The 25,014-nt window shown below is 65.0% G+C and carries 23 protein-coding genes; 15 read left to right on the top strand and 8 right to left on the bottom strand.

All coding sequences use genetic code 11. The features are described from left to right. Positions 1-18: 18 nt before the first annotated feature. Both I3J27_RS29815 and I3J27_RS29810 read right to left on the bottom strand, forming a co-directional pair. Positions 19-1,287 (bottom strand): serine hydrolase domain-containing protein, encoded by a 1,269-nt coding sequence (locus I3J27_RS29815; protein WP_270162449.1) that lies wholly within the window; start codon positions 1,285-1,287, stop codon positions 19-21. Positions 1,288-1,410: 123 nt separating this feature from the next. Then, entirely contained in the window at positions 1,411-2,262 is an 852-nt protein-coding gene (locus I3J27_RS29810; RefSeq protein ID WP_270162448.1) for an SDR family oxidoreductase, read from the bottom strand. A gap of 145 nt (positions 2,263-2,407) precedes the next feature. On the opposite strand from I3J27_RS29810, the gene I3J27_RS29805 reads away from it, so the two are divergent. Then, positions 2,408-3,163, top strand: a complete 756-nt coding sequence (locus I3J27_RS29805; RefSeq protein ID WP_270162447.1) for an HAD family hydrolase — start codon at positions 2,408-2,410, stop codon at positions 3,161-3,163. Between the two features lie 24 nt (positions 3,164-3,187). On the opposite strand, the gene I3J27_RS29800 is transcribed toward I3J27_RS29805, so the two are convergent. Both I3J27_RS29800 and I3J27_RS29795 read right to left on the bottom strand, forming a co-directional pair. After that, entirely contained in the window at positions 3,188-3,595 is a 408-nt protein-coding gene (locus I3J27_RS29800; protein ID WP_270162446.1) for a nuclear transport factor 2 family protein, read from the bottom strand. Between the two features lie 107 nt (positions 3,596-3,702). Then, positions 3,703-5,187, bottom strand: coding sequence for a mannitol dehydrogenase family protein (locus I3J27_RS29795; RefSeq protein ID WP_270162445.1), 1,485 nt, complete (start codon positions 5,185-5,187; stop codon positions 3,703-3,705). 143 nt (positions 5,188-5,330) lie between these two features. Between I3J27_RS29795 and I3J27_RS29790 the strand changes: the two genes are divergently transcribed. The 6 genes from I3J27_RS29790 (at position 5,331) to uxuA (ending at position 11,700) form a co-directional block, all read left to right on the top strand. Further along, complete coding sequence (locus I3J27_RS29790) at positions 5,331-6,146, top strand: FadR/GntR family transcriptional regulator (RefSeq protein WP_270162444.1); 816 nt, start codon at positions 5,331-5,333, stop codon at positions 6,144-6,146. Positions 6,147-6,216: 70 nt separating this feature from the next. Next, positions 6,217-7,194 (top strand): sialic acid TRAP transporter substrate-binding protein SiaP, encoded by a 978-nt coding sequence (locus I3J27_RS29785; RefSeq protein WP_270162443.1) that lies wholly within the window; start codon positions 6,217-6,219, stop codon positions 7,192-7,194. Between the two features lie 207 nt (positions 7,195-7,401). After that, entirely contained in the window at positions 7,402-7,980 is a 579-nt protein-coding gene (locus I3J27_RS29780; RefSeq protein ID WP_270162442.1) for a TRAP transporter small permease, read from the top strand. A gap of 4 nt (positions 7,981-7,984) precedes the next feature. Then, positions 7,985-9,391: a TRAP transporter large permease gene (locus tag I3J27_RS29775; protein WP_270162441.1), complete on the top strand. Its 1,407-nt coding sequence runs from the start codon at positions 7,985-7,987 to the stop codon at positions 9,389-9,391. Then, positions 9,388-10,437 (top strand): L-idonate 5-dehydrogenase, encoded by a 1,050-nt coding sequence (locus I3J27_RS29770; RefSeq protein ID WP_270162440.1) that lies wholly within the window; start codon positions 9,388-9,390, stop codon positions 10,435-10,437. The genes I3J27_RS29775 and I3J27_RS29770 overlap by 4 nt, the downstream gene beginning before the upstream one ends. A gap of 72 nt (positions 10,438-10,509) precedes the next feature. After that, complete coding sequence (gene uxuA, locus I3J27_RS29765) at positions 10,510-11,700, top strand: mannonate dehydratase (RefSeq protein WP_270162439.1); 1,191 nt, start codon at positions 10,510-10,512, stop codon at positions 11,698-11,700. Between the two features lie 136 nt (positions 11,701-11,836). On the opposite strand, the gene I3J27_RS29760 is transcribed toward uxuA, so the two are convergent. Beyond that, the gene (locus tag I3J27_RS29760) at positions 11,837-12,775 is read right to left on the bottom strand and encodes a LysR family transcriptional regulator (protein WP_270162438.1); all 939 of its coding nucleotides are present in this window, start codon (positions 12,773-12,775) and stop codon (positions 11,837-11,839) included. 212 nt (positions 12,776-12,987) lie between these two features. Between I3J27_RS29760 and I3J27_RS29755 the strand changes: the two genes are divergently transcribed. The 6 genes from I3J27_RS29755 to I3J27_RS29730 all read left to right on the top strand — a co-directional run bounded on the left by I3J27_RS29755 (position 12,988) and on the right by I3J27_RS29730 (position 18,880). Beyond that, on the top strand, positions 12,988-14,070 hold the full coding sequence (locus I3J27_RS29755) for an ABC transporter ATP-binding protein (protein WP_270162437.1): 1,083 nt from the start codon (positions 12,988-12,990) through the stop codon (positions 14,068-14,070). 38 nt (positions 14,071-14,108) lie between these two features. Continuing rightward, complete coding sequence (locus I3J27_RS29750; protein ID WP_270162436.1) at positions 14,109-14,825, top strand: HAD family hydrolase; 717 nt, start codon at positions 14,109-14,111, stop codon at positions 14,823-14,825. Between the two features lie 15 nt (positions 14,826-14,840). After that, positions 14,841-16,148, top strand: a complete 1,308-nt coding sequence (locus I3J27_RS29745) for an NAD(P)/FAD-dependent oxidoreductase (protein WP_270162435.1) — start codon at positions 14,841-14,843, stop codon at positions 16,146-16,148. Between the two features lie 22 nt (positions 16,149-16,170). After that, positions 16,171-17,217: an ABC transporter substrate-binding protein gene (locus tag I3J27_RS29740; RefSeq protein ID WP_270162434.1), complete on the top strand. Its 1,047-nt coding sequence runs from the start codon at positions 16,171-16,173 to the stop codon at positions 17,215-17,217. Between the two features lie 68 nt (positions 17,218-17,285). Beyond that, positions 17,286-18,098: an ABC transporter permease gene (locus tag I3J27_RS29735; RefSeq protein ID WP_270162433.1), complete on the top strand. Its 813-nt coding sequence runs from the start codon at positions 17,286-17,288 to the stop codon at positions 18,096-18,098. Beyond that, positions 18,095-18,880, top strand: coding sequence for an ABC transporter permease (locus I3J27_RS29730; protein ID WP_270162432.1), 786 nt, complete (start codon positions 18,095-18,097; stop codon positions 18,878-18,880). Before I3J27_RS29735 ends, I3J27_RS29730 begins: the two co-directional genes overlap by 4 nt. Positions 18,881-19,063: 183 nt before the next feature. On the opposite strand, the gene I3J27_RS29725 is transcribed toward I3J27_RS29730, so the two are convergent. Next, a complete protein-coding gene (locus I3J27_RS29725) occupies positions 19,064-19,711 on the bottom strand; it encodes a TetR/AcrR family transcriptional regulator (RefSeq protein WP_270162431.1) in 648 nt (215 codons plus the stop codon). A gap of 207 nt (positions 19,712-19,918) precedes the next feature. Between I3J27_RS29725 and I3J27_RS29720 the strand changes: the two genes are divergently transcribed. Both I3J27_RS29720 and I3J27_RS29715 read left to right on the top strand, forming a co-directional pair. Continuing rightward, positions 19,919-21,259, top strand: a complete 1,341-nt coding sequence (locus I3J27_RS29720) for an MFS transporter (RefSeq protein ID WP_270162430.1) — start codon at positions 19,919-19,921, stop codon at positions 21,257-21,259. Positions 21,260-21,275: 16 nt separating this feature from the next. Further along, complete coding sequence (locus I3J27_RS29715; RefSeq protein ID WP_270162429.1) at positions 21,276-22,778, top strand: carboxylesterase family protein; 1,503 nt, start codon at positions 21,276-21,278, stop codon at positions 22,776-22,778. Here the strand turns inward: I3J27_RS29715 and I3J27_RS29710 are convergent. Both I3J27_RS29710 and I3J27_RS29705 read right to left on the bottom strand, forming a co-directional pair. After that, entirely contained in the window at positions 22,747-23,208 is a 462-nt protein-coding gene (locus tag I3J27_RS29710) for a GNAT family N-acetyltransferase (RefSeq protein WP_270162428.1), read from the bottom strand. The two genes, I3J27_RS29715 and I3J27_RS29710, sit on opposite strands and share 32 nt — an antisense overlap. Positions 23,209-23,241: 33 nt before the next feature. Then, positions 23,242-24,939 (bottom strand): GMC family oxidoreductase, encoded by a 1,698-nt coding sequence (locus I3J27_RS29705; RefSeq protein ID WP_270162427.1) that lies wholly within the window; start codon positions 24,937-24,939, stop codon positions 23,242-23,244. Positions 24,940-25,014: the final 75 nt, after the last annotated feature.

Genomic DNA, 25,014 nt, shown 5'->3' with positions numbered 1-25,014 from the left:
TGTCAAGCAACGCAGGTCTCACTTCGTCATCGCGCCATAGACGATGTCCTGCACCTGCTCGCGATAGTACTTGCGCAGCTCGCCAGGCGCGGCCGTCCCCACCACCACGACGAGACGCTCCTTGGGATCGCAGAAGAACTGCGTCCCGTAGGCGCCGTTCCAGGTGAATTCGCCGGGATTGCCGGGCACCGACGACAGGCCCTCGCCGGTGCGGACCGCGACCGACAGGCCGAAGCCGAAGCCGGCGCGATGCGGCTCGACGTTGGCCACGTTGTTCTTGATCTCGGGGCCGAGATGATTGGTCGTCATGTGATGCACGGTCTTCGGTCCGAGGATACGCTGGCCGTCGAGCTCGCCGCCGTTAAGCAGCATCTGCCCGAAGCGGACGTAGTCGCCGATCGTCGCAAACGAGCAGGCCCCGCCGCAATCGAACTGGGTCGGCGTGTCCAGGAGCTTGATAGCCTGCGGCTTGCCGGTCAGCGGATCGTTGGCGAACGGGCGGGCGAGGCGAGGGCGCTGCGCGTCGGTCGGGTGGAAGGTCGCGTCCTTCATGCCGAGCGGCTGCCAGACATTGGCGGCGAGATAGTCGCCGAGCTTCTGCTCGCTCACCTTCTCGACCACGGCGCCGAGCACGTCGATCGAGAAGCCGTATTCGAACTCGGTCGATGGCTGATGCGCCAGCGGCAGCTTTGTCATGCGGTCGATGAAGGCCTGAGTGTCGCCCTCGATCGCCGGCGCGACACCATCGGGGTATTGCCGTGCGACCGGGCTCGAACTGTCGGGACGACCGCCATACATCAATCCCGATGTATGCCGGTAGAGATCATGGATGAAGATCGGCGAGGCCTGCGGCTCCAGTTTGAGCGAGCCGTCGGCCTGGGGCACGCCGACCTTCATGTCGGCAAAGCCGGGATAGTAATCGGACAACTTGGCCTGGAGCGGCAGCTTGCCTTGCTCCATCAGCGTCAGGCCCGCCACCGCCGCCATCGGCTTGGTCATCGAGGCCAGCGCGAAGATCGCATCGACCGGCATCGGCGTGCCCTTGTCCGGATCGAGCATGCCATAGGCCTTGTAATGCACGAGCTTGCCGTCCCGCGCGATGGCGACGACCGCGCCGGGGACGCGCTTGGCGGCGATCTCGCGCGCGAAGAAACTGTCGAGCCGTGCTAGGCCCTGCTTCGAGAAGCCGGCGTCGTCGGGATTGACTTCGGGCAGCGGTGCGGCGTGCGCTGCACCGAATGTGATGACGGCAGCCACCGCCGCGATCATGGCGATCGTCTTGTTCATTGCATCCTCCCAAGGCGCGAGCTCGTTATGTCGTGGCTCGCTGAGCGTCCAGATCACGACCACGCCGAGGCGAAGTCAAGCGCGGGCAGGGCATGTCTGGAACGCGTATGGGACGCCGGAACCCTATCGTCCTTCGCCGGCGCGCCACAGCGCGTCCAGGCCATGCCGGTAGGTCGGATGGGCAAGCGTGACGCCGAGTTCGCGCTTCAATTTCGCATTGGAGACGCGCGCGCTGCTGGCATAGAAGCTGCGCGCCATCGCCGACATCTCGGCGGTTGCGAAGGCTTCCTCGGGCGGCGGTGCCATGCCCATCAGCTGTGCAGCATAGACGATCACGTCCTGCGGCGGTGCGGGCTCGTCGTCGCAGACGTTGAAGATGCCGCCGCCCTGATGACGAAGCGCGGCCATGATCGTGCTGGCGATGTCGTCGGCGTGGATGCGGTTGAAGACCTGCCCCGGCTTGATGATGCGCCTGGCCGTCCCCGCGCGCAGCGTCGCCAGGGCGTTGCGGCCGGGGCCGTAGATTCCCGCGAGCCGCAGGATCGCGACATCGCCGTGCGCCATCTCCGTCCAGGCCTGCTCCGCAGCGATCCGCATCCGCGTGCGCTCGAGCGTCGCTTGCGGCGGCGTGCTTTCGCCGACCCATCCGCCGGCGTGATCGCCATACACGCCGATGGTCGAGAGATAGACGATTTTGCGGCGGCCCGCCGCCAATGCGTCGCCGAATGCCGCGAGCGCGGGATCGCCGGTGCTGTCGGGCGGGATCGACACCAAAAGGGCATCCGCGTCGCCGATACGTTCGATCGTCTCCCGTGCCGGAGGAGTGCTGGCGGAAAAGGCATGCACCTCGATCTCGCCAAGGTCATCCTGCTTCGCGGGATCGCGCACGGTGCCGGCAATATGCGAGAAGGTGCCGCCGAACCTGCGGATGAAGTGCCGGGCGCTATAGCCGAGGCCGAGGATGAAGAGCCGCATGAATCTCCCGTGCAGGTCGGAGTTCCCGTCCGCGCCAGCTGCGCGTCCCCGCTCATAAGAGATTTTTGGGTCCGGCAAAAGATATTGCGATTTGTCTCGCCTGCGGCCTCGGGCGATGCTCGCCTCTCAAAGGGAGGCATCGATCATGCAGGCAGAAGCGTTCGCTCTGGCGCCGGCGGATGCCGCCGAACTGATCCGCCGCGCGGCCGCGCTGATCTTCGATGTCGACGGGACCCTCGCCGAGACCGAGGAGCTGCATCGGCAGGCTTTCAACCATGCCTTCGTCCATCACGGGCTCGGCTGGCATTGGGACCGTGCCGTCTACAAGGACCTGCTGCGGGTCACGGGCGGCAAGGAACGCATGCGCGCCTACCACGCGCAGCTGGGGATCGCCCCGCCATTGCCGGACGCGGACGTCGCAAAACTCCACCGCATCAAGACCGCGCATTATGCCGAGCTGGTCGAGTCCGGCTGCTGCCCCCTGAGGCCCGGTGTGACCGATTTGCTCGCCGCGGCAAAGGCGCGCGGCCAGCGGCTTGCGATCGCGACCACGACCTCGCACGGCAACATCGATGCGCTGCTCTCGCAGGCGCTGGGAAGGCGCTGGGCCGCGGATTTTGATGCGATCGTCGCAGGCGACGATGTCAGGCACAAGAAGCCGGCGCCGGATGTCTATCTCGAGATCCTGGCGCGACTGAAGCTGGACGCATCCGACTGCGTTGCGATCGAGGATTCCGGCAATGGGCTGATCGCGGCCTCGCGGGCCGGCATCCCCGTCCTCATCACCCGAAGCATGTTTTTTCGGGACGATGACTTCGGCGCGGCGCAAGCGGTCCTGGATGATTTGTCGGAACTCGAGGGCTCAATACAAAAAACTGAAAAACAACCCCATGCACAGTAGATCACGCCGGCGTGAGCGGCGCGGTCAGTGCACCCGGTGACTTGCTCTATCGTCCTCGGCCTGCTCGACAATCTGCGCAATCGGGCTCGACTGGTGATGCACCAGGCGCCAGTCGTCGCCGACACGCCGAAAATGGTTTGCGGCGGCCAAAGCGGTACCGTCGACGATCTCGATGCAGAGCACGCGGGCGCTGTCGCCGTCGATGATGGCCTGGGGTTCGGCACAGGTGATCTGGGGCCGTTCCGGATTTTGCAGGATGTCGCGCCAGCTTCCGATCACGGTGGCGCGGCCGATGATGGCCGGCCAGCCGGGATGGATGCAGGAGATGGCGTCGTCATCCGCCCACATCCGTTCCATGCCGTCGAAGTCGCCGGCTGAAAAGGCGGCGTAAAAGGCCGCGTTCGCGGCGATGACCTTGCTGTCCTTTGCCATGCCTCTCGGGTGCGGCAATGACAGGCAAAAATCAAGCGCGACTTCCGATCGATTTTGCGTTCGCTTTTGACCGCAGTGCAGCATTCATGATGCTGCCTGCTTTGTGATCACGCCGAGACTGATGTCTCCACCGCCCGCCGCGCACCGTCCTTATAAAGGCGGCCAAGCGCCGCAGTCACGGCCTCGCGCAGGCGCAGATCGGCGCCCAGCGGCCCGAACACTTTTTCCACGCCGAGCAATGCGGGCGCGAGCCGCTCGGCCACAGGACCCGCCTCGCGCGCCAGCGCGGCGAACTCGGCGGCGAGGGGATCGCGCACGTCGATGGCGCGGCCGTGCTCGTCGAGGCCGCTGACGTAGCGCATCCAGCCGGCCACCGCGAGCGCATGCGTCGCGATCGGCAGGCCCTTGGCGAGGCGGTCCTGCATCGCGCCGAGCAGGCGCTGCGGCAGCTTTTGCGAGCCGTCCATTGCGATCTGCCAGGTGCGGTGATGCAGCGCCGGATTGGAAAAACGCTTGAGCAGCGAAGCGCGGTAGGCGGAAAGATCAGTGCCTGACGGCATGGTCAGTGTCACCGCGGCCTCCTCCATCACCTGCGCGGCGAGGCGCGCGAAATGCGGATCCTGCATGGTGTCGGCGATGGTCTCGTGGCCCGCGAGATAGCCGAGATAGGCCAGCGCGGAATGGCTGGCGTTGAGCAGCCGCAGCTTCATCAGCTCGAACGGCTTGACGTCGGTGACGAGCTCGACGCCGGCTGCGGCAAGATCGGGCCGGCCCGCCGTGAAACGGTCCTCGACCACCCATTGCGTGAACGGTTCGGTCATCACCGGCCAAGCGTCGCGTAGGCCGAGGGCGGATGACACCGCATCGCGGTCGGCATCCGTGGTTTCCGGTACGATGCGGTCGACCATGGTCGAGGGGAAGGCGGCGTTATCCGCAATCCATTTGCCGAGGTCCTTGGAGCGAAGCGCCGCGAACTGCGTCACGATCCGCTGCACAGTGTGGCCGTTGGCGGCGAGATTGTCGCAGCAGAGCACGGTGAAGGGGGCAAGGCCTTGCGCCCGGCGCCGCGCCAGAGCCGCGACGATGAAGCCCGGCGCCGAGCGCGGCGCGTCAAAATTATTCAGATCGTGCACGACATCAGGATGCCGCTCGTCGAGGTCGCCGGTCTGCGGCGTGTGGCAATAGCCCTTCTCGGTGACGGTGAGCGAGACGATGCGAATGGCGGGATCGGCCATCCGCTCGACCAAGGCTGCCGGCTTCTCGCGCGCGACGACGCTGTCGAGCAGCGCGCCGATGACGCGGTGCTCGGTGCCTTCGGCGGCGCGGACCGCCACAGTATAAAGATGATCCTGCGGAGCGAGGGCGTCGCGCGTATCGGGGCTGCGCAGGCTCGCGCCGATGATGCCCCAGGACGAGCTACCTGCGGCAAGGCAATCGTCGATGACCACGGCCTGATGGGCGCGATGAAACGCCCCAAGGCCGAGATGCACGATGCCGGGCGTGACGCGCGAACGGTCATAGGCCGGGCGGCGGATCGCTGGCGGCAGCCGGTCGAGATTGGCGCGGCCAACGCGCGTTGAAATATGGCGCATGGACGTCTCCCCTTTGCTTTGCCGCTGCTTGACATGGCGCCCGTATCAGGTCAATGCTCCGGTCAATTGGTAAGACCAATTTTCCAAAATTGGCAGGCCGCGGGCATTCGGGTGCCCGACGCGACCCTTTCGGGAGGACCAGCGTGCCGCTGGAAGCTGTGGAGGCGAGACGGCTCTATCGCCAGGTCGCCGATCAATTGCGAAGCCTGATCGACAGCGGCGAGTACGCGGTCGGCAGCCGCTTGCCGACCGAGCGCGAGCTCGCCGAACAGCTCAAGATCTCGCGGCCGACCGTACGCGAAGCCCTGATCGCGCTCGAGGTCGAAGGCCGCCTGCGCATCCGCGTCGGCTCCGGCATCTATGTGATCGAGCCCGCCGCAATTGCCGCGCCCGCACCCGCTTCCGTCATCGAGGGTCCGTTCGAGCTGCTCCGCGCCCGTGAATTCCTGGAAAGCGCCATCGCCGAACAGGCCGCGCGCGTGGCAACGAAGGACGACGTCGCCCGCATCGATGCGTCGCTTGTCGCGATGGAGAATGTCGAGCATCCCGGCGAAGCCTCGATGGTGCACGACCGTGCCTTCCACGTCGCGATCGCCGGAAGTCTCGGCAATGCCGTTCTGGTGCGCGTGGTCGGCGAGTTGTTCGATCAGCGCCTCAACCCCTATTTCGCGCAGCTTGCGCATTATTTCGAGAGCCCGGGCACCTGGCGCACCGCGCTCGACGAGCATCGCGCCGTGCGCGACGCGATTGCCGCGCGCGACCCTGACACTGCGCGCGAGGCCATGCGAAACCATCTGGCGCGTTCGCAGGAGCGCTTTGCGCAGAATTTCGGCGCCGAGAACGCAGCGGGATCGTCGTCCGGGCGCAGCCGCCCGGAGCGATCGCCGGCAAAACCATCAAAACCGAAACATGCGCCGAAGAAGAAGCGGGCCGAGAGCAGAGTTGCGCGACGGCGATGAGATTGGGCGGTCCGCATCCGCGTTGGGGCGGGCGAACAAGAAGCAGACTTGAGAGATGGAGGAAAAGTCGATGTTGAAGAAGATGACAACGGTGCTCGCGGTTTCCGCCGCGGCGATGTTTGCGACGACCCATGCCGGCATCGCGCAGACCAAGCTCAAATGGGCCCATGTCTACGAGACCTCGGAGCCGTTCCATACCGCTTCGGTCTGGGCCGCGCAGGAGATCGGCAAGCGCACCAACGGGCGCTATGCGATCGACGTCTATCCGGCGTCTCAGCTCGGCAAGGAAGCCGACATCAACCAGGGCCTGTCGCTCGGCTCGGTCGACATCATCATCTCCGGCTCGAGCTTCGCGGCCAAGAGCTTTCCGCCGATCGGCGTGACCTATTATCCCTACACCTTCCGCGACGCCGACCATCTGCTCGCCTACACCAAGAGCGACATCTTCAAGGAACTCGCCAAGGGCTACGAGGACAAGAGCGGCCATCACATCGTCGCGGTGACCTATTACGGCGTGCGCCAGACCTCGTCGAACAAGCCGATCAAGACTTGCGCCGACATGAAGGGCCTGAAGATGCGGGTGCCCGACGTGCCGGCCTATCTCGCCATGCCGCGCGCATGCGGCGCCAACACCGCGCCGATTGCCTTCGCCGAGGTCTATCTCGCGCTCCAGAACGGCACCGTCGAGGCGCAGGAGAACCCGCTGACCACGATCGAGGCCAAGAAGTTCTACGAGGTGCAGAAGCACATTGTGCTGACCGGCCATATCGTCGATCACCTCAACACCGTGATCGCTGGCGCGCTGTGGAAGAAGCTCTCTGACGAGGACAAGAAGATCTTCACCGACGTGGCGCAGGAGGCCGCAGCGAAAGCCACCGGCGAGATCAAGCAGAACGAAGCCAAGCTGGTCGCCTTCTTCAAGGATAAGGGCCTGACCGTGACCGAGGTCGACAAGAACGAGTTCCGCGACACCGTGCTGAAGAACGTCGCGTTCGAGACCTTTGGGTATCGCAAGGCGGACTGGGAAAAGATCCAGGCGGTGAAATAAGCAAGACCCTCATGGTGAGGAGCGCGGAACGCGCGTCTCGAACCATGAAGGCCCCAGTGTCGCCCCGGGGCCATCCTTCGAGACGCTTGCTTCGCAAGCTCCTCAGGATGAGGAGCGGAGCGAGTGTGAGACGGTAGGACAAAGACGTCATTCCGGGCTCGACGCTCGCGCGGCGCCCCGGAACGACGATTTGGAGAGAGGTAAGCCATGTCGAGCGTCGAAGTGCACCGGCAGATCACCGGGGATGAGATCGCCCATACCTTCGAGGAGGAGGCGACGCCGAAGGTCGATCTCGGCGTTTACGCCTTCGAGGACTGGGTGGCGCTCGCGATCTTCTGGGTGATGGCGCTCGCCGTCTTCCTCCAGTTCTTCACCCGCTACGTGCTCAACGATAGCTATGCCTGGACCGAGGAGATCGCGACCTATTGCCTGATCGGCGTGGTCTTCATCGGCGCCTCGATGTGCGTGCGGCTGTCGCGGCACATCCAGGTCGACCTCGTCTACCGCTATCTGCCGCAACCCGTGGGGCGCGCGCTGTCGACGGTCATCGACCTGATCCGGATCGCCTTCTTCGGCTACGCCACCAAGCTGGTCTGGACCTACATCCAGATCATCGGTGACGAGCAGATGACCACGATCAACTTCCCCAAGAACTACGTCTATTACGCGGTGCTGCTCGGTTTCGTGCTGATGTTCCTGCGTTCGTTGCAGGCCGCGCTGCAACATTGGCGGCAGGGTTATTCGGTCCTCGAACGTCCCGGTGCCTACGACGGGTCGGAGATATAACATCATGCTGCTGTTGCTCGGAGGCTTTCTCGTCCTGATGTTGCTCGGCGTTCCCGTGGCGATCGCCATGGCCGCGTCGTCGCTGCTCTACATCCTGGTCAGCGGTGTGACGCCCGACGTCACGCTGGCGCAGCGCATGATCGCCGGTGTCGAGAGCTTTCCGCTGCTCGCGGTGCCGTTCTTCATCCTGGCCGGCAACCTCATGAATATCGCCGGTGTCACCGGGCGCATCTACAAATTCGCCGTCGCCCTCGTCGGCTGGATGCGCGGCGGCCTCGGCCACGTCAACATCATCGGCTCGGTGATCTTCTCCGGCATGTCCGGCACCGCGATCGCGGATGCCGCCGGTCTCGGCACCATCGAGATCAAGGCGATGAAGGATCACGGCTATTCCACCGAGTTCTCGGTCGGCGTCACCGCGGCCTCCGCGACGCTCGGGCCGATCATCCCGCCGTCGCTGCCCTTCGTGATCTACGGCATGATGGCGAATGTCTCGATCGGCGCGTTGTTCCTCGGCGGCGTCATTCCCGGCATCGTCCTGACGCTGTTCATGATGGCCACCGTCACCTACTTTGCGCACAAGAACAAATGGGGCAGCGACACGCCGTTCTCCTGGCCGCAGCTCGGCTCGGCGGCGATCGAGATCGTCATCGTGCTGTCGTTCCCGATGGCGATCTGGCTGATGACGCTCGCCGGTCTCTCGGTCAACGTCGCGGTCGTGATCGGTCTTGGCACGCTGCTGGTGATCGACTGGTATTTCGATTTCTCGGCGGTGATGGCGCTGATGGCGCCGGTGATCCTGATCGGCGGCATGACGCTCGGCTGGTTCACACCGACGGAAGCGGCGGTTGCCGCCGTGATCTGGTCGCTGTTCCTCGGCCTCGTCCGCTACCGCACCATGACGTTCCAGACCGTCGCCAAGGCGACCTTCGACACCATCGAGACCACGGCTTCGGTGCTGTTCATCGTCACGGCCGCCTCGATCTTCGCCTGGCTGCTGACGGTGTCGCAGGCCGCCCAGATGCTGTCGGACTGGATGCTCAGCATCACCCACAACAAATGGGTGTTTCTGGCGCTCGCCAACGTGCTGATCCTGTTTGTCGGCTGCTTCATCGACACCACGGCGGCGATCACCATCCTGGTGCCGATCCTGCTGCCGATCGTGCTCAAGCTCGGCATCGACCCCATCCATTTCGGTCTGATCATGACACTGAACCTGATGATCGGGCTGCTGCACCCGCCGCTCGGCATGGTGCTGTTCGTGCTTGCCCGCGTCGCAAAGCTCTCGGTCGAGCGCACGACGGTCGCGATCCTGCCCTGGCTGGTGCCGCTGATGCTCGCGCTGATCGCGATCACCTACATTCCCGAACTGACCCTCTGGCTGCCAAAATACATGGGACTTTCCAAATGACCTCCACAGCTCTCGCCGCGACCCTGTTCGGCCCCGAAGACCTGCGCATGATCGAGCATCCGCTCGACAAGCTCGCAGACGGCATGGTGCGTATCCGCTTCGGTGCCGGCGGCATCTGCGGCTCGGACATGCATTATTTCCGTCATGCCCGGACCGGCGATTTCGTCGTGAAGTCGCCATTGGTGCTCGGTCATGAGATTTCGGGCGAGGTCGTGGAGATCGCGGGCTCGGCCGCGAACCTCAAGATCGGTGACCGCGTCGCGGTCAACCCGTCGCGCTGGTGCGGCCATTGCGTCGCCTGCCGCGAGGGCCGGCCGAATCTGTGCGAGAACATCTATTTCATGGGCTCGGCGTCGAAGACGCCGCACATGCAGGGCGGCTTTGCCAATTATTTCGACGCGGTGCCGGCGCAGTGCGTGAAGATTCCGGACCATGTGTCCTATCAGGCTGCGGCGCTCGCCGAGCCGCTCGCGGTCTGCCTGCACGCGGTCGCGCGCGCCGGCAATATCGAGGGCAAGCGCGGCATCATCTTTGGTGCCGGCCCGATCGGGCTACTGACCATGCTCGCCGCACATCGCGCCGGTATGGCCGACATCACCGTCGCCGACATCGCGCCGGCACCGCTCGCCTTTGCGACCCGGCTCGGTGCATCCCACGTCGAGAATGTCTCGGGCGGCGAGGAGGGCCTGAAGGAGCAGGCCGCCTCACGTCCCTATGACGTGGCGTTCGAAGTCTCGGGCACGGCGGCGGGGCTCGCGAGCGCCATCGGCATCGTCAGGCGCGGTGGCGTCGTGGTGCAGATCGGCAACCTGCCGGGCGGCCAGATCCCGACGCCGTCGAATGCGGTGATGGCGAAGGAGATCGACCTGCGCGGCTCGTTCCGCTTCGGCTTCGAGTTCATGACTGCGGTGGAGCTGATCGGCAACGGCAGCGTTGACGTGCTGTCGCTGGTCACCGCCGAGCGGCCGCTGTCGACTGCGCCGGATGCGCTGCGGCTGGCGCTCGACCGCTCGCAGAGCGTCAAGGTCGTGCTGACCGCGAACTGACGCTTGCTTTGACGCGTTTTCTTTACGCGAACCGGTACCCACTTCGCTTGAAAACGCTTTGGGAGAATTTCGATGATGCTCGAAGGTTGGCGCTGGTACGGGCCGGATGATCCGGTCTCGCTCGACGATGTCAGGCAGGCCGGGGCGACCGATATCGTCTCGGCGCTGCATCAGGTTCCGATCGGGGAAGCCTGGACGCGCAAGGCGGTCGAGGAGCGCAAGAATTTCATCGAGAACGGCCAGCCCGGCCGCTCAAAGCTGACCTGGTCGGTGGTGGAGTCGATTCCGATCCCCGACGACGTCAAGCGCCTCGGAGCCAAGGCAACGAAATCCATCGACGCCTGGATCGCGAGCCTGGAGGCGGTCGCGGCCGCCGGCATCAAGATCATCTGCTATAATTTCATGCCTGTCGTCGACTGGTGCCGCACCGATCTGGAATGGGAGCTGCCGAACGGCGCCCGCGCCATGCGCTTCGACCAGGACCGCTTTGCCGCGTTCGAGCTGCATATCCTCAAGCGCCCGGCCGCAGTGCAGGAATATTCGCCCGAGCAGCAGGCACGGGCGAAAAAGCTGTTCGACCAGATGAGCCAGGCCGATATCGACTATCTCGTCATGGTCATCGCCAGCGCGCTGCCGGGCTCCACCACCGAGCCGATGACCATCCCGCAATTCCGTGGCCGGCTGGAAACCTATCGCGACATCACGCCAAAGATCTTGCGGCAGCATCTCGCCGAGTTCCTGGGCCGCGTCGCACCCGTCGCGGAGCAGCTCGGCGTGTCGCTGACGCTGCACCCCGACGATCCGCCGCGGCCGCTGTTCGGCCTGCCGCGTGTCGCATCCAGCGCGGAGGACTATCAGGCGCTGTTCGATGCCGTGCCGTCCAAGGCCAACGGCATCTGCCTGTGCACGGGCTCGCTTGGCGTGCGCGCCGAGAACGACTTGCCCGCGATGGCCGAACGCTTCGGCCCGCGCATCGCGTTTGCGCATCTGCGTGCGACCAAGCGCGAGGCCGACGGCCTGTCGTTCTACGAGTCCGACCATCTCGATGGTGACGTCGACATGGTCGCGGTGCTGAAGGCGTTGCTGAAGGAGAACGCGCGGCGGTCAGCCGACAACCAAATCGTGTTCCGCCCCGATCACGGCCACCGCATGCTCGATGATCTCGCCGCCACCAAGCGCACCAATCCCGGCTACACCGCGATCGGCCGCCTCCGCGGCCTCGCCGAGCTCCGCGGCGCGATCCGCGCGATCGAGCATCGTTGAGGGTGTGAAACTCCATCCGCATCGTCATTGCGAGCGCAGCGAAGCAATCCAGAATCTTTCCGTCGAGGCAGTCTGGATTGCTTCGTCGCTACGCTCCTCGCAATGACACGGAGGGAGCAGCGACTACTCGCCCGCATTAGTAGCACGCCGCCATCGCGCCGAGCTGCGGATAGAGCCGGTCGAGCGCGGCGATCTCGCTTTTCATCTGCGCGATGATCCAGTCGCGGATCTCGGCGGCGATGGGGCGCATCGGCCGGTTGCGCGGTGGCAGGAATTCGCAGATGCGGCTTGTGGTGGTGAGCCGGTCGGAGGCCGGCACCAGCGCGCCGGTCAAAAGCCAGTGCGAGGCCACCGTGAGCCAGCCGAGCGCGATGCCCTGGCCGAGCAGGGCGGCCTGCATCACGACGGCATAATCGCTGAAGCTAAGCCCCTTGGCCGCACCGCGACGTCCGGTGAGAAGCGAGGCGTAATCCGCGGCCCAGTCGCCCGGCGTCTCGGCAAGGCGGATGATGGTATTGCCTTCAGCGGGATCGGTCTCGCCGAGATAGGCAGGGCTGCACATCGGCAGCATGACCTCCTTCATCACCAGCATGCCGCCCGACGACGGCTCGTCGCGGTCGCGAAAGCGCATGCCGAGATCGACATTCTCGACCGGTCCGCGCAGCGCGCCGGAGATGAGCTGGAAACGCAGATCGACCTGCGGAAACTGCTTCTGGAGCTTGTCGATGCGCGGCATCAGCCAATGCGTGGTGAAGGCGGAGGACACCGACAGCGTCACCGTCTCAGTGCCCTTGCGGCGCCGCTCGATCTCGACGAGCCCGGTCTCGATGCTGCGAAAGCCGTCGAGCACGCGGCGATAGAGCAGCTCGCCTTCCTCGGTGAGCACCGCGCGGCCCGCTTTGCGATCGAACAGGCGCACGCCGAGATGCTCCTCGAACTGACCGAGCATCCGGCTCACCGCCGGCTGCGTGACGTTCAATTCGGCGGCCGCGGCCGTGAAGCTGCCATTGCGCGCCGCTGCGTCGAAGACGAACAGGGCGTTACTGGAGGGCAGCATCCGGCGCAGCTCGGGCATAACGCCATGTTATGAGCGCGGTGAGAATTTGGCAATTGCCGGATTTTGCCAAGTCTGGTGTCATTGGCATCACAGCCTAAAGACAGGGCTTGCGAGCGAAGATTTGGTGCAATGCACGCTTCGCTGCGAGTGTGTCAACTTCCCTGTCTATAAAGCAGGCTTATGGCGCGCAGTGAGGCACGCCATTGCAGGGAACGAGGCGAGGTCGATCGTTGGACAAACGAGCGGAAAGCGTCGAGATCAGGTCCGCGAGCAAGGCGTACGGCGCCGTTCGCGCTCTCGACGACGTCTCCCTCAATGTCGGCGCCGGCGAGTTCGTCTCGCTGCTCGGCCCCTCCGGCTCCGGCAAGACCACGCTGCTCGGCATTCTCGGCGGCTTCATCCTGCCATCGTCAGGTACGATCCTGTTCGGCGGCCGCGACGTCACCTGGATGCCACCGCACAAGCGCGACATCGGCGTCGTGTTCCAGAACTACGCGCTGTTCCCGCATATGAGCGTCGGCGAGAACGTCGCCTTTCCCCTACGCGCGCGGCGCCTGCCAAAAGCAAGCTGGCCCGACAAGGTGCGCGCCGCGCTTTCGATGGTCGGCCTCGCCGGTTATGAGGAGCGCGGCATCGCGCAGCTCTCCGGCGGCCAGCGCCAGCGCGTCGCGCTCGCGCGCGCCATGATCTTCGAGCCGCGCCTGATCCTGATGGACGAGCCGCTCTCCGCGCTCGACAAGCAGCTTCGCGAATCCATGCAGATCGAGCTGCGCGCGCTGCACCGGCGCATCGGCGCCACCATCATCTACGTCACCCACGACCAGCGCGAGGCGCTGACCATGAGCGACCGCGTCGCCGTGATGAAGGACGGCCGCCTGATCCAGATCGACGAGCCCGAGCGGCTGCACGATCATCCCGCGGATTCCTTCGTGGCGAGCTTCATCGGCGAAGCCACGATGCTGCCGGTCCGCCGTGTCGATGCGGCCAGCGTCGCGCTCGGCAATGCGCTGCTGCGCAGCGCCCGCGCCATCCCCGACGGCGATGCCCTGATGCTGGCCGTTCACAGCGAAAAGCTGCTGATCGACGATGGCGCGCAGGATGCCGCCTGCAACCGCCTGACCGGCACGGTCACGGATATCGTGTATCAGGGCGAGAGCCTGCGCATTTTTCTCGCGCTCGCCGATGGCATCGCCCTCAGCCTGCGCCAGCCGAGCTATCACCAGGCCTATAGCCGGATTCCGGCGCTCGGCGGCAGCCTCACCGTCACCCTTCATCCCGAAGACACCATCGTCGTGCCCAGGGTGGGGGACTGAACCCAAGCCTTGTGTCAACCTGAGAGAAGAAGCCAAAAATGTCGTCAGCAGCCTCGTTCAGCAATTTCAAGGTTCTCACCTTCGATGTCGTCGGCACCTTGATCGATTTCGAGACCGGTGTGCTCGCCGCGGTGCGCAGGATCTCGGGCAAGTCGCCGGCCGAGCTCAGCGACGACAAGATCTTCGAATCCTACAAGCGTGGCCGTGACAAACATTATGAGCGTTCGAGCGAGGTGATGTTCCACGTCTACCGCTATCTCGCCAAGGAGCTCGGGCTGCCGGCCGAGGATGCGTCCTGCGACATGTTCCAGCTTGCCGTGCTGCGCTGGGGGCCGTTTTCCGATTCGGTCGAGGCGCTGAAGCGCTTGCGCACGAAGTTTCGGCTGGTCGCGATGACCAATGCCGACCGGGTCGCGCTGTCCTGCTACGCGCACGCGCTCGGCGATCCCTTCGACGACACCGTCTGCGCCGACGACACCGGCGTGGCCAAGCCGAATCCGGAGTTCTTCGCCTACAACAAGGGCCGTCAGTCCGCGTTCGGCTACAAGCAGTCCGACATCTTGCATGTCGCGCAGAGCCAGTACCACGACATCGGGATTGCGCGGAAGCTCGGCTACAAGGTGTGCTGGATCGAGCGCCGTCAGGGTATCGCCGGCTTCGGCGGCACGCCTGCGGTCGAGACATTGACAAAACCGGACTTCCACTTCCCGACGCTGAAGGCACTGGCCGACGCGGCGATCGGGCCGGCGGCGTAACGGATGAGCGCCGGCATGACACGGGACTGGAGCGCGCTGCCATCGGTCAATTCGCTGTGGGAAGCCACGGCGGAGCCCGCGCGTGCGTTTCCCGTGCTGTCGGGTGAGCAACAGGCCGATGTGGTGATCATCGGTGCGGGCTATACGGGCCTGTCCGCTGCGCATCACATCGCCAAGAGCGGGCTTGCTCCGGTCGTGCTCGAAGCCAACCGCCCTGGCTGGGGTGCCAGCGGGCGCAATGGCGGCGTGATCACCGCAAAGTTTCGCCTGTCGTTCCGCGAGATCGACGCCGTGCATGGCCGCGCCATGGCGAAGCGGATGTACGAGATCGCGCATGAATCGACCGACATGGTCGAGGAGCTGGTGTCCGAGTTCGGCATCACCAGCGCAAACCTGACGCGCACCGGTCAGGTCAAGGCCGCGCACAACGAGACGACCCTGAAGGCCGCGATCGACGAGGCCAGCTGGATGACGCGCGAGATGGGCGATGCGGAGGTCCGCGTCCTCGATAAGCACGGCGTGCGTGACGAGACGGGTTCCGACATCTTCGTCGGCGGCGTGCTCAATCCCGGCTCCGGCGGCATTCATCCGCTGAACTATCTGCGCGGGCTCGCCGACGGTGTCGCGCGCCGCGGCGTTTCCATCTTCCAGGAGTCGCCGGTGATCAAGCTCCGGCGCGAGAACGGCGGCATCGTCGCGGAGACGCCGCGAGGCGCGGTGCGCGCCAAACAGGCGATCATCGCCACCAACAGCTATTCCGATCTCACCGGCGCGACTGCGCATATGCAGCGCACGCTGATCCCGTTCCGCAGCGCCATGGTCGCAACCGAACAATTGCCGCGTAATCTCGCAGGACGCCTGATGCCGACCGGGCGGACCTACACCGAGACCAAGCGCATGATGCGCTGGTTCCGCATGGTCGACAACCGCGTGATCTTTGGTGGCCGCGGCGCTTTCGGCAAGCAGGACTCGCAAGCCTCGTTCGATGCGCTGCGCAAGGCGATGGTCGGCATCTTCCCGGATCTGGCCGATGTGCCGCTCGCCTACAAATGGTCGGGCCTCGTCGGCATGACGCTGGATTCGGTGCCGCATATCGGCCGGCTCGACGACCGCACGCTGGTCTCCATGGGCTACAACGGCGCCGGCGTTGCGATGTCGAGCCTGATGGGCCGCTATCTCGTCGCCTTCGTGCGCGGCGAGAGCCCCGAGGTCGGGCTGCTCGATATCGGGCGCATGAAGGCGATCCCGTTCTATCCGCTGCGCGAGCCCGCCGTGCGCATGGTCGCCGGCTGGTACCAGTTTCTCGATGCGATCGGTCGGTAGGATCACTTTGGAGGAGGCGAGGATGACGATGAAGCAGAGTTTTGGTTTGGGTTGCGCGCTGCTGGGCGCAATCGGCTTGACCAATGCGGCTGATGCCGCCGAGCAGATCACCTTCGTCTCGCAGGGCGGCGCCTATCAGCAGGCGCAGACGGTGGCGATCCTCGATCCCTCCGCCAAGAAGCTCGGCATCACCATCAACCAGGATTCCATCCCCGACGCCTGGCCCGCGATCAAGACCCAGGTCGGCAGCGGCAAGCCGATCTGGGACGTCGTCGACACGCCCACCGGCAACTGCCTGCGTGGCGGCGAGCAGGGGCTGATGGAGAAGCTCGACTTCTCGAAGATTCCCAACGGCGCGGCAATGCCGGAGGCCTATCGCAGTCCTTATTCGGTATCCTATGAGTTCTATTCCAGCGTGCTGTCCTACAGCCAGAAGACGTTCCCGAAGGACGCGCCGAACAGCTGGGCCGATTTCTGGGACGTCAAGAAATTCCCTGGCCGCCGCGCGCTGCGCAACCACCCGTTCGCCACGCTGGAGGCGGCGCTGATGGCCGACGGCGTCGCGCCCGACAAGCTCTATCCGCTCGACGTCGACCGCGCTTTCAAGAAGCTCGAGGAGATCAAGCCGCATATCACGGTGTGGTGGACCTCGGGCGCGCAGTCGGCGCAGCTCCTCAACGACGGCGAGGTCGACATGGAGATGGCCTGGAACGGCCGCGTCAGCGCGGTCGCCAAGGAGGGCGCGAAGGTGTCCTTCACCTACAACCAGGGCATTTTGCAGAGCACCTCGCTGTGCATCCTCAAGGGCGCGCCGAACCTCGCCACGGCAGTGAAGTTCCTCAACGAAGCCGTCGATCCCGTGCACCAGGCCAATTTGCCGCTCAACATCGACTACGGCCCGGGCAATCCCAAGGCGTTCGAGACGGGCGTGATCAAGCCCGAGCGCGCCGCGCAATTGCCAAGCGAGCCCGCGAACGCGGCCAAGCAGGCGCTGATGTCCTATGCGTGGTGGTCCTCGTCCGCGGGCGAAGCCGCCGAGAAGCGCTGGGCGTCGTTCATGCAGAAGTAGGCGAGGCAGCGTCGATGATATCCGTGCCGGATTCCTCTCGAAGACATCGGCGCCGGGAGCACGGCCTGATGCTGGCATTGGTGTCGCCGGCGCTGCTGGTGATCCTGGCTCTGATCGTGCTGCCGGTCGGCTGGCTCGCCTGGCAGTCGATCTACCATGACGGCTTCACGCTGGAGAACTATCGCCGCGTCTTCACCGAGGACATCTACTGGCGCAGCTTTGCGCTGACCTTCGAGATCAGCCTTGCGGTCACACTGATCGCGTTGCTGCTCGGCTATCCCGTGGCCTATCTCGCCAATTCATTGCCGAAGGGATGGAGTATCCTCATCCTGTCGCTGGTCGTGCTGCCGTTCTGGACCAGCGTGCTGGTGCGCGCCTATGCCTGGCTGGCGCTGCTCCAGCGCACCGGCGTGATCAACCAGTTTTTGCGCTATCTCGATGTGATCTCCGAGCCGCTCGCGCTGGTCCACAACACCTTCGGCACGGTGGTAGCGACAGTGCACATCCTGCTGCCGTTCATGGTGCTCCCGCTCTATGCGACCATGCAGAAGATTCCGGGCGACCTGATGCAGGCCGGCGCCAGCCTTGGCGCGAGCCCGTCGCTCACCTTCATGCGCGTGTTCCTGCCCCTGTCACTGCCGGGTGTGCTCGCGGGCTGCACCATGGTGTTCGTGCTCTGCCTCGGCTTCTACATCACGCCCGAGCTGCTCGGCGGCGGCCGCACCGTGATGGTGTCGATGCTGGTGAGCCGCAATGTCGAGCTCTACAACCAGTTCGGGGCTGCCAGCGCCGTCGCGGTGGTGCTGCTCCTGAGCGTGCTCGCGATCTTCTTCGTCGTCAGCCGCTTCATCTCGCTCGATCGCGTGCTGGGGCAGAAATGACGCGCACATCGCCCGCACGGATTGTCCTCTACGTGATCAGCGCGCTGGTGCTGGTCTATCTGATCCTGCCGGTGCTGATCATCGCGCCGATCTCGTTCTCCAGCGCGCGCTTCCTGACGTTCCCGCCGCCGTCCTTCTCGCTGCGCTGGTACCAGCAATATTTCGCCAATCCGGCCTGGATGCAGGCGACAAAGGTAACGCTGACGGTCGCGCTTCTGACGGTGCTGATCGCAACGCCGTGTGGGGTTGCCGCCGCCTATGCCATCAGCCAGTCGAAGCTGCGGATCATGCGCATCATTCACATGGCGCTGCTCTTGCCGCTGGTGGTGCCGATCATCATCACGGCGGTCGGCATCTTTTTCGTCTATGCCAAGGTCGGCCTGGTCGCGACCATGCCCGGCCTCGTGCTGGCGAATGTGATGCTGGGCTTGCCTTACGTCGTCATCTCGGTGCTGGCGGGCCTGCAGAGTTTCGATCCCGCGCAGGAGATGGTGGCGCGCAGCCTCGGCATGAACCGGCTGCGCAGCTTCTTCGCGGTGACGCTGCCGCAGATCAAGTCGAGCGTGGTCGCCGGCGGCATCTTCGCCTTCATCTCGGCGATGGACGAGACCATCGTCGCCCTGTTCATCTCCGGCGGCCAGTATCAGCCGCTGACCAAGCGCATGTTCACTGCGCTCCGCGACGAGATCGACCCGACCATTGCCGCGATCTCGACGCTAATGACGGCGGCCTCCTTCATGCTGGTGCTGCTGGCGAGCACGCGGCAGAAAAGGGGCGGCTGAGCGGCGCAATGACCGGCTTGTGGCACGCGCCCCAAGTCCTCCGCTGTCATCACCCGCGAAGGCGGGTGATCCAGTATTCCGGAGGCAGTGCGGCAGGAGCCGGGAAGCCGCGGCGTACTGGATTCCCCGCCTTCGCGGGGAATGACAGCGAGTGTGTAGCGGCTTGCTCGGCCCCCCGCGGCCTCACTTCGCCTCCAGCCACGCCAAGATCATCTCCACGATCTGCGTCCGGCTCTTCGCCAGCACTTTTGGCTCGCTGAGGTCGCGGTCGAACAGCGCCCCGAACGTGTGGCGGTTGGCGACGCGGAAGAAGCAGTAGGAGCTTATGGCGAGATGCAGGTCGATGGCGTCGACGTCGTCGCGGAAGGCGCCCTCTCTGCGGCCACGCTCGAGGATGCCGTCGAGGGTTGCGATCACGCTGGCGTTGAGCTGGCGCAATTGCAGATTCTGCTTCAGGTGCTTGCCGTGGTGGATGTTCTCGATTGAGACGAGGCGGATGAAGTTGGGGTTGCGCTCGTCATGGTCGAATGTGGCCTCGATCAGCCGGCGCAAACCCTCGCGGGCGTCGCAGCTTTCGATGTCGAGCTGGTCCTCCAGCGCGCGGATGCTGCGATAGGCTTCTTCCAGCACCGCAAGGTAGAGCTGCTCCTTGCCGCCGAAATAGTAATAGATCATCCGCTTCGACGTGCGCGTGCGCGCCGCGATCGCATCGACGCGGGCGCCGGAATAGCCCTCCGAGGCGAATTCGGCCATCGCCACTTCGAGGATGTCGCGCTTGGTGCGCTCAGGATCGTTGGTGCGCTTGGATGGGGGCGGCATGCGCTCGAGCATCACTGTTTCTCCCGCCAGTTTCCACGGATCACCTTGAAGGTGAAGGCAAATTTCGTCCGTTCAGGCGTTGATCCAATGCGTATTGCATAAACGTACTAGTTCGTACATTATGGATCCAAACCAAGGTTGCGGCAACAACAACCAGAAAATGCGCGCAAGGCGATCGCCTGACGCGCAACGCACCGGACACATGGGGAGGAAGATTCAATGACGTTGACGTCAACCGCACCGCTGCACGCCTCATCCCGCGCGGAGGCCACGCCGAGCAAGCTGCCCAAGCGCGCGGCGCTGGTCAGCTTCGTCGGCAGCATGCTCGAATACTACGACTTCTTCATCTACGGCACCGCGGCGGCGCTGATCTTTCCAAAAGTGTTCTTTGCCAATGTCGATCCCTCGACGGCGACGCTGCTCGCGCTGCTCTCCTTCGGCATCGGTTACATCGCGCGCCCGGTCGGCGCGGTCATTCTCGGCCATTTTGGCGACCGCATCGGCCGCAAGACGGTACTGCTGTTCACGCTGGTCCTGATGGGCGGCTCGACGCTCGCCATCGGCCTGTTGCCGGACGCCAAGGCAATCGGCAATGCCGCGCCCGTCATCCTGACGCTGCTGCGCCTGTTGCAGGGTCTCTCGGCCGCCGGCGAGCAGAGTGGGGCGAATTCGCTGACGCTGGAGCACTCCGCCAATTCCAATCGCGCCTTCTTCACGAGCTGGACCCTGAGCGGCACCCAGGCCGGCGCGATCCTCGCAACGCTGGTGTTCATCCCGGTGTCGGGCCTGCCGGAGGAGCAATTGCTGAGCTGGGGTTGGCGCATTCCGTTCCTGCTGTCGTTCGTCGTGCTCGTGGTCGCCTATCTGGTGCGGCGGACCATGCCGGAGACGCCCGTGTTCGAGAACATCAAGGACAAGGCGCAGGTGGCGCGCTTCCCGGTCGTCACGCTGCTGCGCGACTACTGGCCCGACGTGCTGCGCGTGATCACCTGTGCGCTGATCGCCACGGTAAGCACGATGACCGCCGTGTTCGCGCTCGGCTATGCCACCAGCAAGTTCGGCGTCGCGCGTCCGACCATGCTGTGGGCCGGCGTGCTCGGCAACGTCACGGCGCTGATCACCCAGCCGCTGTGGGCCCTGCTGGCCGACAGGATCGGCCGCAAGCCAGTGTTCATCGGCGGCGTGCTCGGCTGCGCCGTGCTGGTGTTCCCCTATTTCATGCTGGTGACATCGGGGAATACGCCGGCGATCTTCGCTGCGGCGATGATCCTCTCGGGCATCATCTATGCCGCGCCGAACGCGATCTGGCCGTCCTTCTATGCCGAGATGTTCGAGGCACGCGTGCGCTATTCCGGCACCGCGATCGGCACGCAGCTCGGCTTTCTCGCCGCCGGCTTCACGCCGCTGGTGAGCGCGAGCCTGGTCGGCGAGGGGGCGAACGGCTGGCTTCCCGTGGCGATCTTCGTCGCCTGCTGCTGCATCGTCTCGGCGGCATCGGCCGCAACCGCGCGCGAAACCCACACCGTCGACATCGCCGATCTCGGCAAGCGGCGCGCTTGAGCAGAGTGACAGTCGCATGTTGACCAACGCAGTTTCGACTACGCGCGGGCCAGTTGTCGGCGCCGAGCAGGACGGCGTCCGCGCTTTCAAGGGCGTGCCGTTCGGGACTGCGCGGCGCTTTGCCAGGGCAACGCCGCCGGTCGCGTGGACGGAGCCGCGCCAATGCACGGACTGCGGCGTTTACGCGCCGCAGCCCGGTCACCTCGATCACGCTGACGAAGAGTCCTGTCTCAGCCTGAACATTTTTGCACCGGCAGGGGCCGATCGCCCGTTGCCGGTGCTGTTCTTCATCCATGGCGGTGCCTTCGTCACCGGCGGTGGCGCCGATTACGACGGTTCCTTTCTGGCCGCGCACGGTCCGGCGGTGATCGTCACCATCAACTACCGGCTCGGGCCGCTCGGCTTCCTGCAGCTGCATCGCCATGGCCTCACCGAAGCCAACAATCTCGCGCTCCAGGATACGCTCGCCGCGCTCGACTGGGTGCGCGCCAACGTCGCCAATTTCGGCGGCGATCCGGAAGCGATCACGCTGTCGGGCCAGTCAGCCGGCGCCTCCATGGTGCTTGCGCTGGCAACCCTGCCGCAGGCGAAGGGCAAGTTCATTCGCGCGCTCGCGCTCAGTGCGCCCGGGCGCAACATCATGGGGGCCGATCATGCCGACGACGTCGCGCGCCGTGTGCTCGATGAACTCGTGTTGTCGCGCGATCCCGGCGCGATCGCGGCCGTGCCGCTGCCAAAGCTCTTCGCGGCGGTGGAGCGCGTCAGCCGCACGCTCGCGGACGAGACAGAGGCGGGCACCGTGTTCGGTCCGGTGCTCGACGGCACCGAGATCCCGCGCGAGCCGCGCGATGTTTTCGCCGACGGCAGCTTGCGCGACATTCCGCTCTGGCTCGGCTCCTGCCGCGACGAGATGGTGGTGTTCCTCAATAGCACGCCGCCGGCCGCGATGATCCGCACCACCGAGCGGCAGGTGCGCACTGCCTTTGGCGATGCCGGCTGGTGTCGCCTGTTGTCCTATTACCGCGCCACGGCCCGCCTCGACGAGGATCCGTACGAGGCGCTGCTGTCGGACGCGTTCTGGCACCGGCCGATGGCCGATCTGGCGCGGCTTCATGCAGCGGCGGGCGGCGCGGTGTGGTTGAGCCGGTTCGACCATCGCCCGGCGCTGGAGCCGTTCCTGTCGCAGGGGCCGACCCATGGTGCCGACAACGCCTGCCTGTGGGCGCACCTGCCTGATTTCATCGATCGCCCGATCCTCAAGCGCAAGGGCGGACCGATGACGCCGGCCGACATCGACGTCGCCGCGCGGTTTCAGGCGAACGTGCTGCGGTTCGTTGCGACCGGCATCCCGGATGTCGCGGAAGCCTGGCCGCGGTTCGCGCCGGCTAAGGAGCCGCTCGCGATCTTCGGCCAACCGTTCCATATTGTGCCGCTCAATGATGGCGCGCGCGCTCGCGTGTGGGCGGAGCTTGAGGCGCAATCCGGCCTTACAAACCAGCAGCGAGCGATCGCTCCATGATGATCGTACGTTCGTCGCCATGATAGCTGTCGCGCACAGCTCTGAACCCGAGCCGCGCGTAGAAGGGCTCGGCGGTGACGGAGGAGGGGACTGTCAACAAAGCGATGTTTCGCCCGTGCGCGATGCGCTCGATCTCGGCCATCAGCCGCTTGCCGATCCCTTGGGCCTGAACGTCGGGAGCCACGAAGACCGTACGGACGACGCTTCCGTCGAGGCTTGCCGTGCCGACGATCCGGTTGCCAACGGCAGCAACAAGGACCGTACGCTTGCCGATCAACTGCAGAACGGCATCGGGACTGAAGCCGCGCTCGACCCTTGCGATGATCTCGTCCGTGTAGTCCTTCGCATTCGTTTCGCGTAATGCACGCAAAATGACGGCGCTGATTTCGCCAGCGTCATCTTCGAGCGCCGGGCGGATGGTGCATTCCATGAATCGCTCCTTCGACCCGGCGGTCGTTATCACTCACTGCACCATCGCCGCCGCAATCTTCTCCGCCGACATCAGCACCGGAAAATTGGTATTGGCGCATGGCACCACCGGGAAGATCGAGGCATCGACGACGCGCAGGCCCTGGATGCCCTTGACGCGGCCTTGGTTGTCGACCACCGCCATCGGATCGTCGGCCCGGCCCATGCGGCACGAGCATGAGGCGTGCCACACCCCGATGGTCGCCTTGCGCACGAAGGCTTCCAGCGCCTCGTCGTCGTTGATCACCTGGTCGAAGGTGAAACCTTCGACCACGAAATTGTCGATCATATAGTGGCGCAGCGCCGCCGGTCCGTCCATCAGCGTCGCGGCGATCCTGGTCAGAATCCTGTTCCTGGTATTGACCACGCCGATCTTGCGGACCTTGTCGGTATAGGCGGCCGGGAACGGCTTGTCCGTCACCGCCTTCACGATGTCGCTCATCTGCACCGCCGCCATCTTGCGGAAGCCGCTCATCAGGCGATCGAGATCGCGCCGGTCCGACAGCAGATTGAACTCGACGATCGGCTCTGCGGAAGGATCGCGCGAGGCGAGCTTGACCTGTCCAGTCTCGGAGTAGGTCTTGTTGACGAAGGTCAGCAGCGAGCCGATCTGCTCGCCGACCGCGTGCCAGGCCGACTTGCTGAGCAGGACGACGAACATGTCGCCCTTCGGCACGCCCTCGAGCCCGGAGGAGTAGCGCAGGCCAAGCTGCATGTGGCGTCTGGTGTGCTCGTTCATGCGCGCACCGCGGCGGACAAAGGACGACAGCGAAATCGAAGGATGATCCATCAAGCGCTGGCCGACGCCTGCGAGGCCCATCAGCACAGGAATGCCCATATCCTTGAGGTGGCCGACCGGGCCGATGCCTGCGCGCAGCAGATGCGCCGGCGAATGAATGGCGCCGCTGGAGAGGATGATCTCGCGTCCCCGGAATTCCTGCTCATGTCCGTCGACCATGGCCTTCACGCCGACGCATTGCGTGCCCTCGAACAGCAGCTCGCGCACCTGCGTGCTGGTGGAGATCGTGAGGTTGCCGCGCTTGCGCGTGTCGCGGTCGAGATAGCCCATCGCGGCGGAGACGCGCTGCTCGGCCTGGTTGGAGTGTGTCACCGGAAAAAAGCCGTCGACGAACTCGCCGTTCTGGTCCGGCAAGAACTGATGGCCGGCCTGCTGGAAGGCGTCGGCGAACGCCTGAGAATGCCGCGTCCAGTGCTCGCGCGGAATTCTGCGCACCGGAATCTTGCCGTCCTTGCCGTGGTACGGGCCGTCGAAATCGAGGTCGCGCTCGACCTTCCTGAAGAAGGGCAGCACCTCGTTCCAGCTCCACCCCTCGGCGCCGCGTGCGTCCCATTCGTCGTAGTCGGTCGGAGCACCGCGATTGGCCATCTGGCCGTTGATCGACGAGCCGCCGCCGAGCACGCGCGCCTGCTCGTATTTGCGTAACGGAGGACGCCCTTCGTTTGGATTGTTGTGGCTGACGACCTGGGTCGTGACCTTCAGGTCGGTCCAGTGGAAGCGGGGGTCGAAATAGGCCGTGCCCGGATAACTGTCCCTGATCTCGGCCGGCTCGTTGCCCGGCGGTGTGTCCTGTCCGGCCTCGCACAGCAGGACCTTGTTGGCGCTCTTGGCGGAGAGCCGGTGGGCCAGCACGGACCCCGCCGAGCCGCCGCCCACGATGATGAAGTCGTACACGATTGGCGTTTCCTCTTGTTCTTGTCCGGGAAGGCTAGCGCGTTATGGCCCGGAGGTCACGCCGCCATTGCCGCG

The sequence above is a fragment of the Bradyrhizobium xenonodulans genome (assembly GCF_027594865.1).
Taxonomy (GTDB): domain Bacteria; phylum Pseudomonadota; class Alphaproteobacteria; order Rhizobiales; family Xanthobacteraceae; genus Bradyrhizobium; species Bradyrhizobium xenonodulans.
This window is presented reverse-complemented; position numbering and strand designations above follow the sequence as displayed.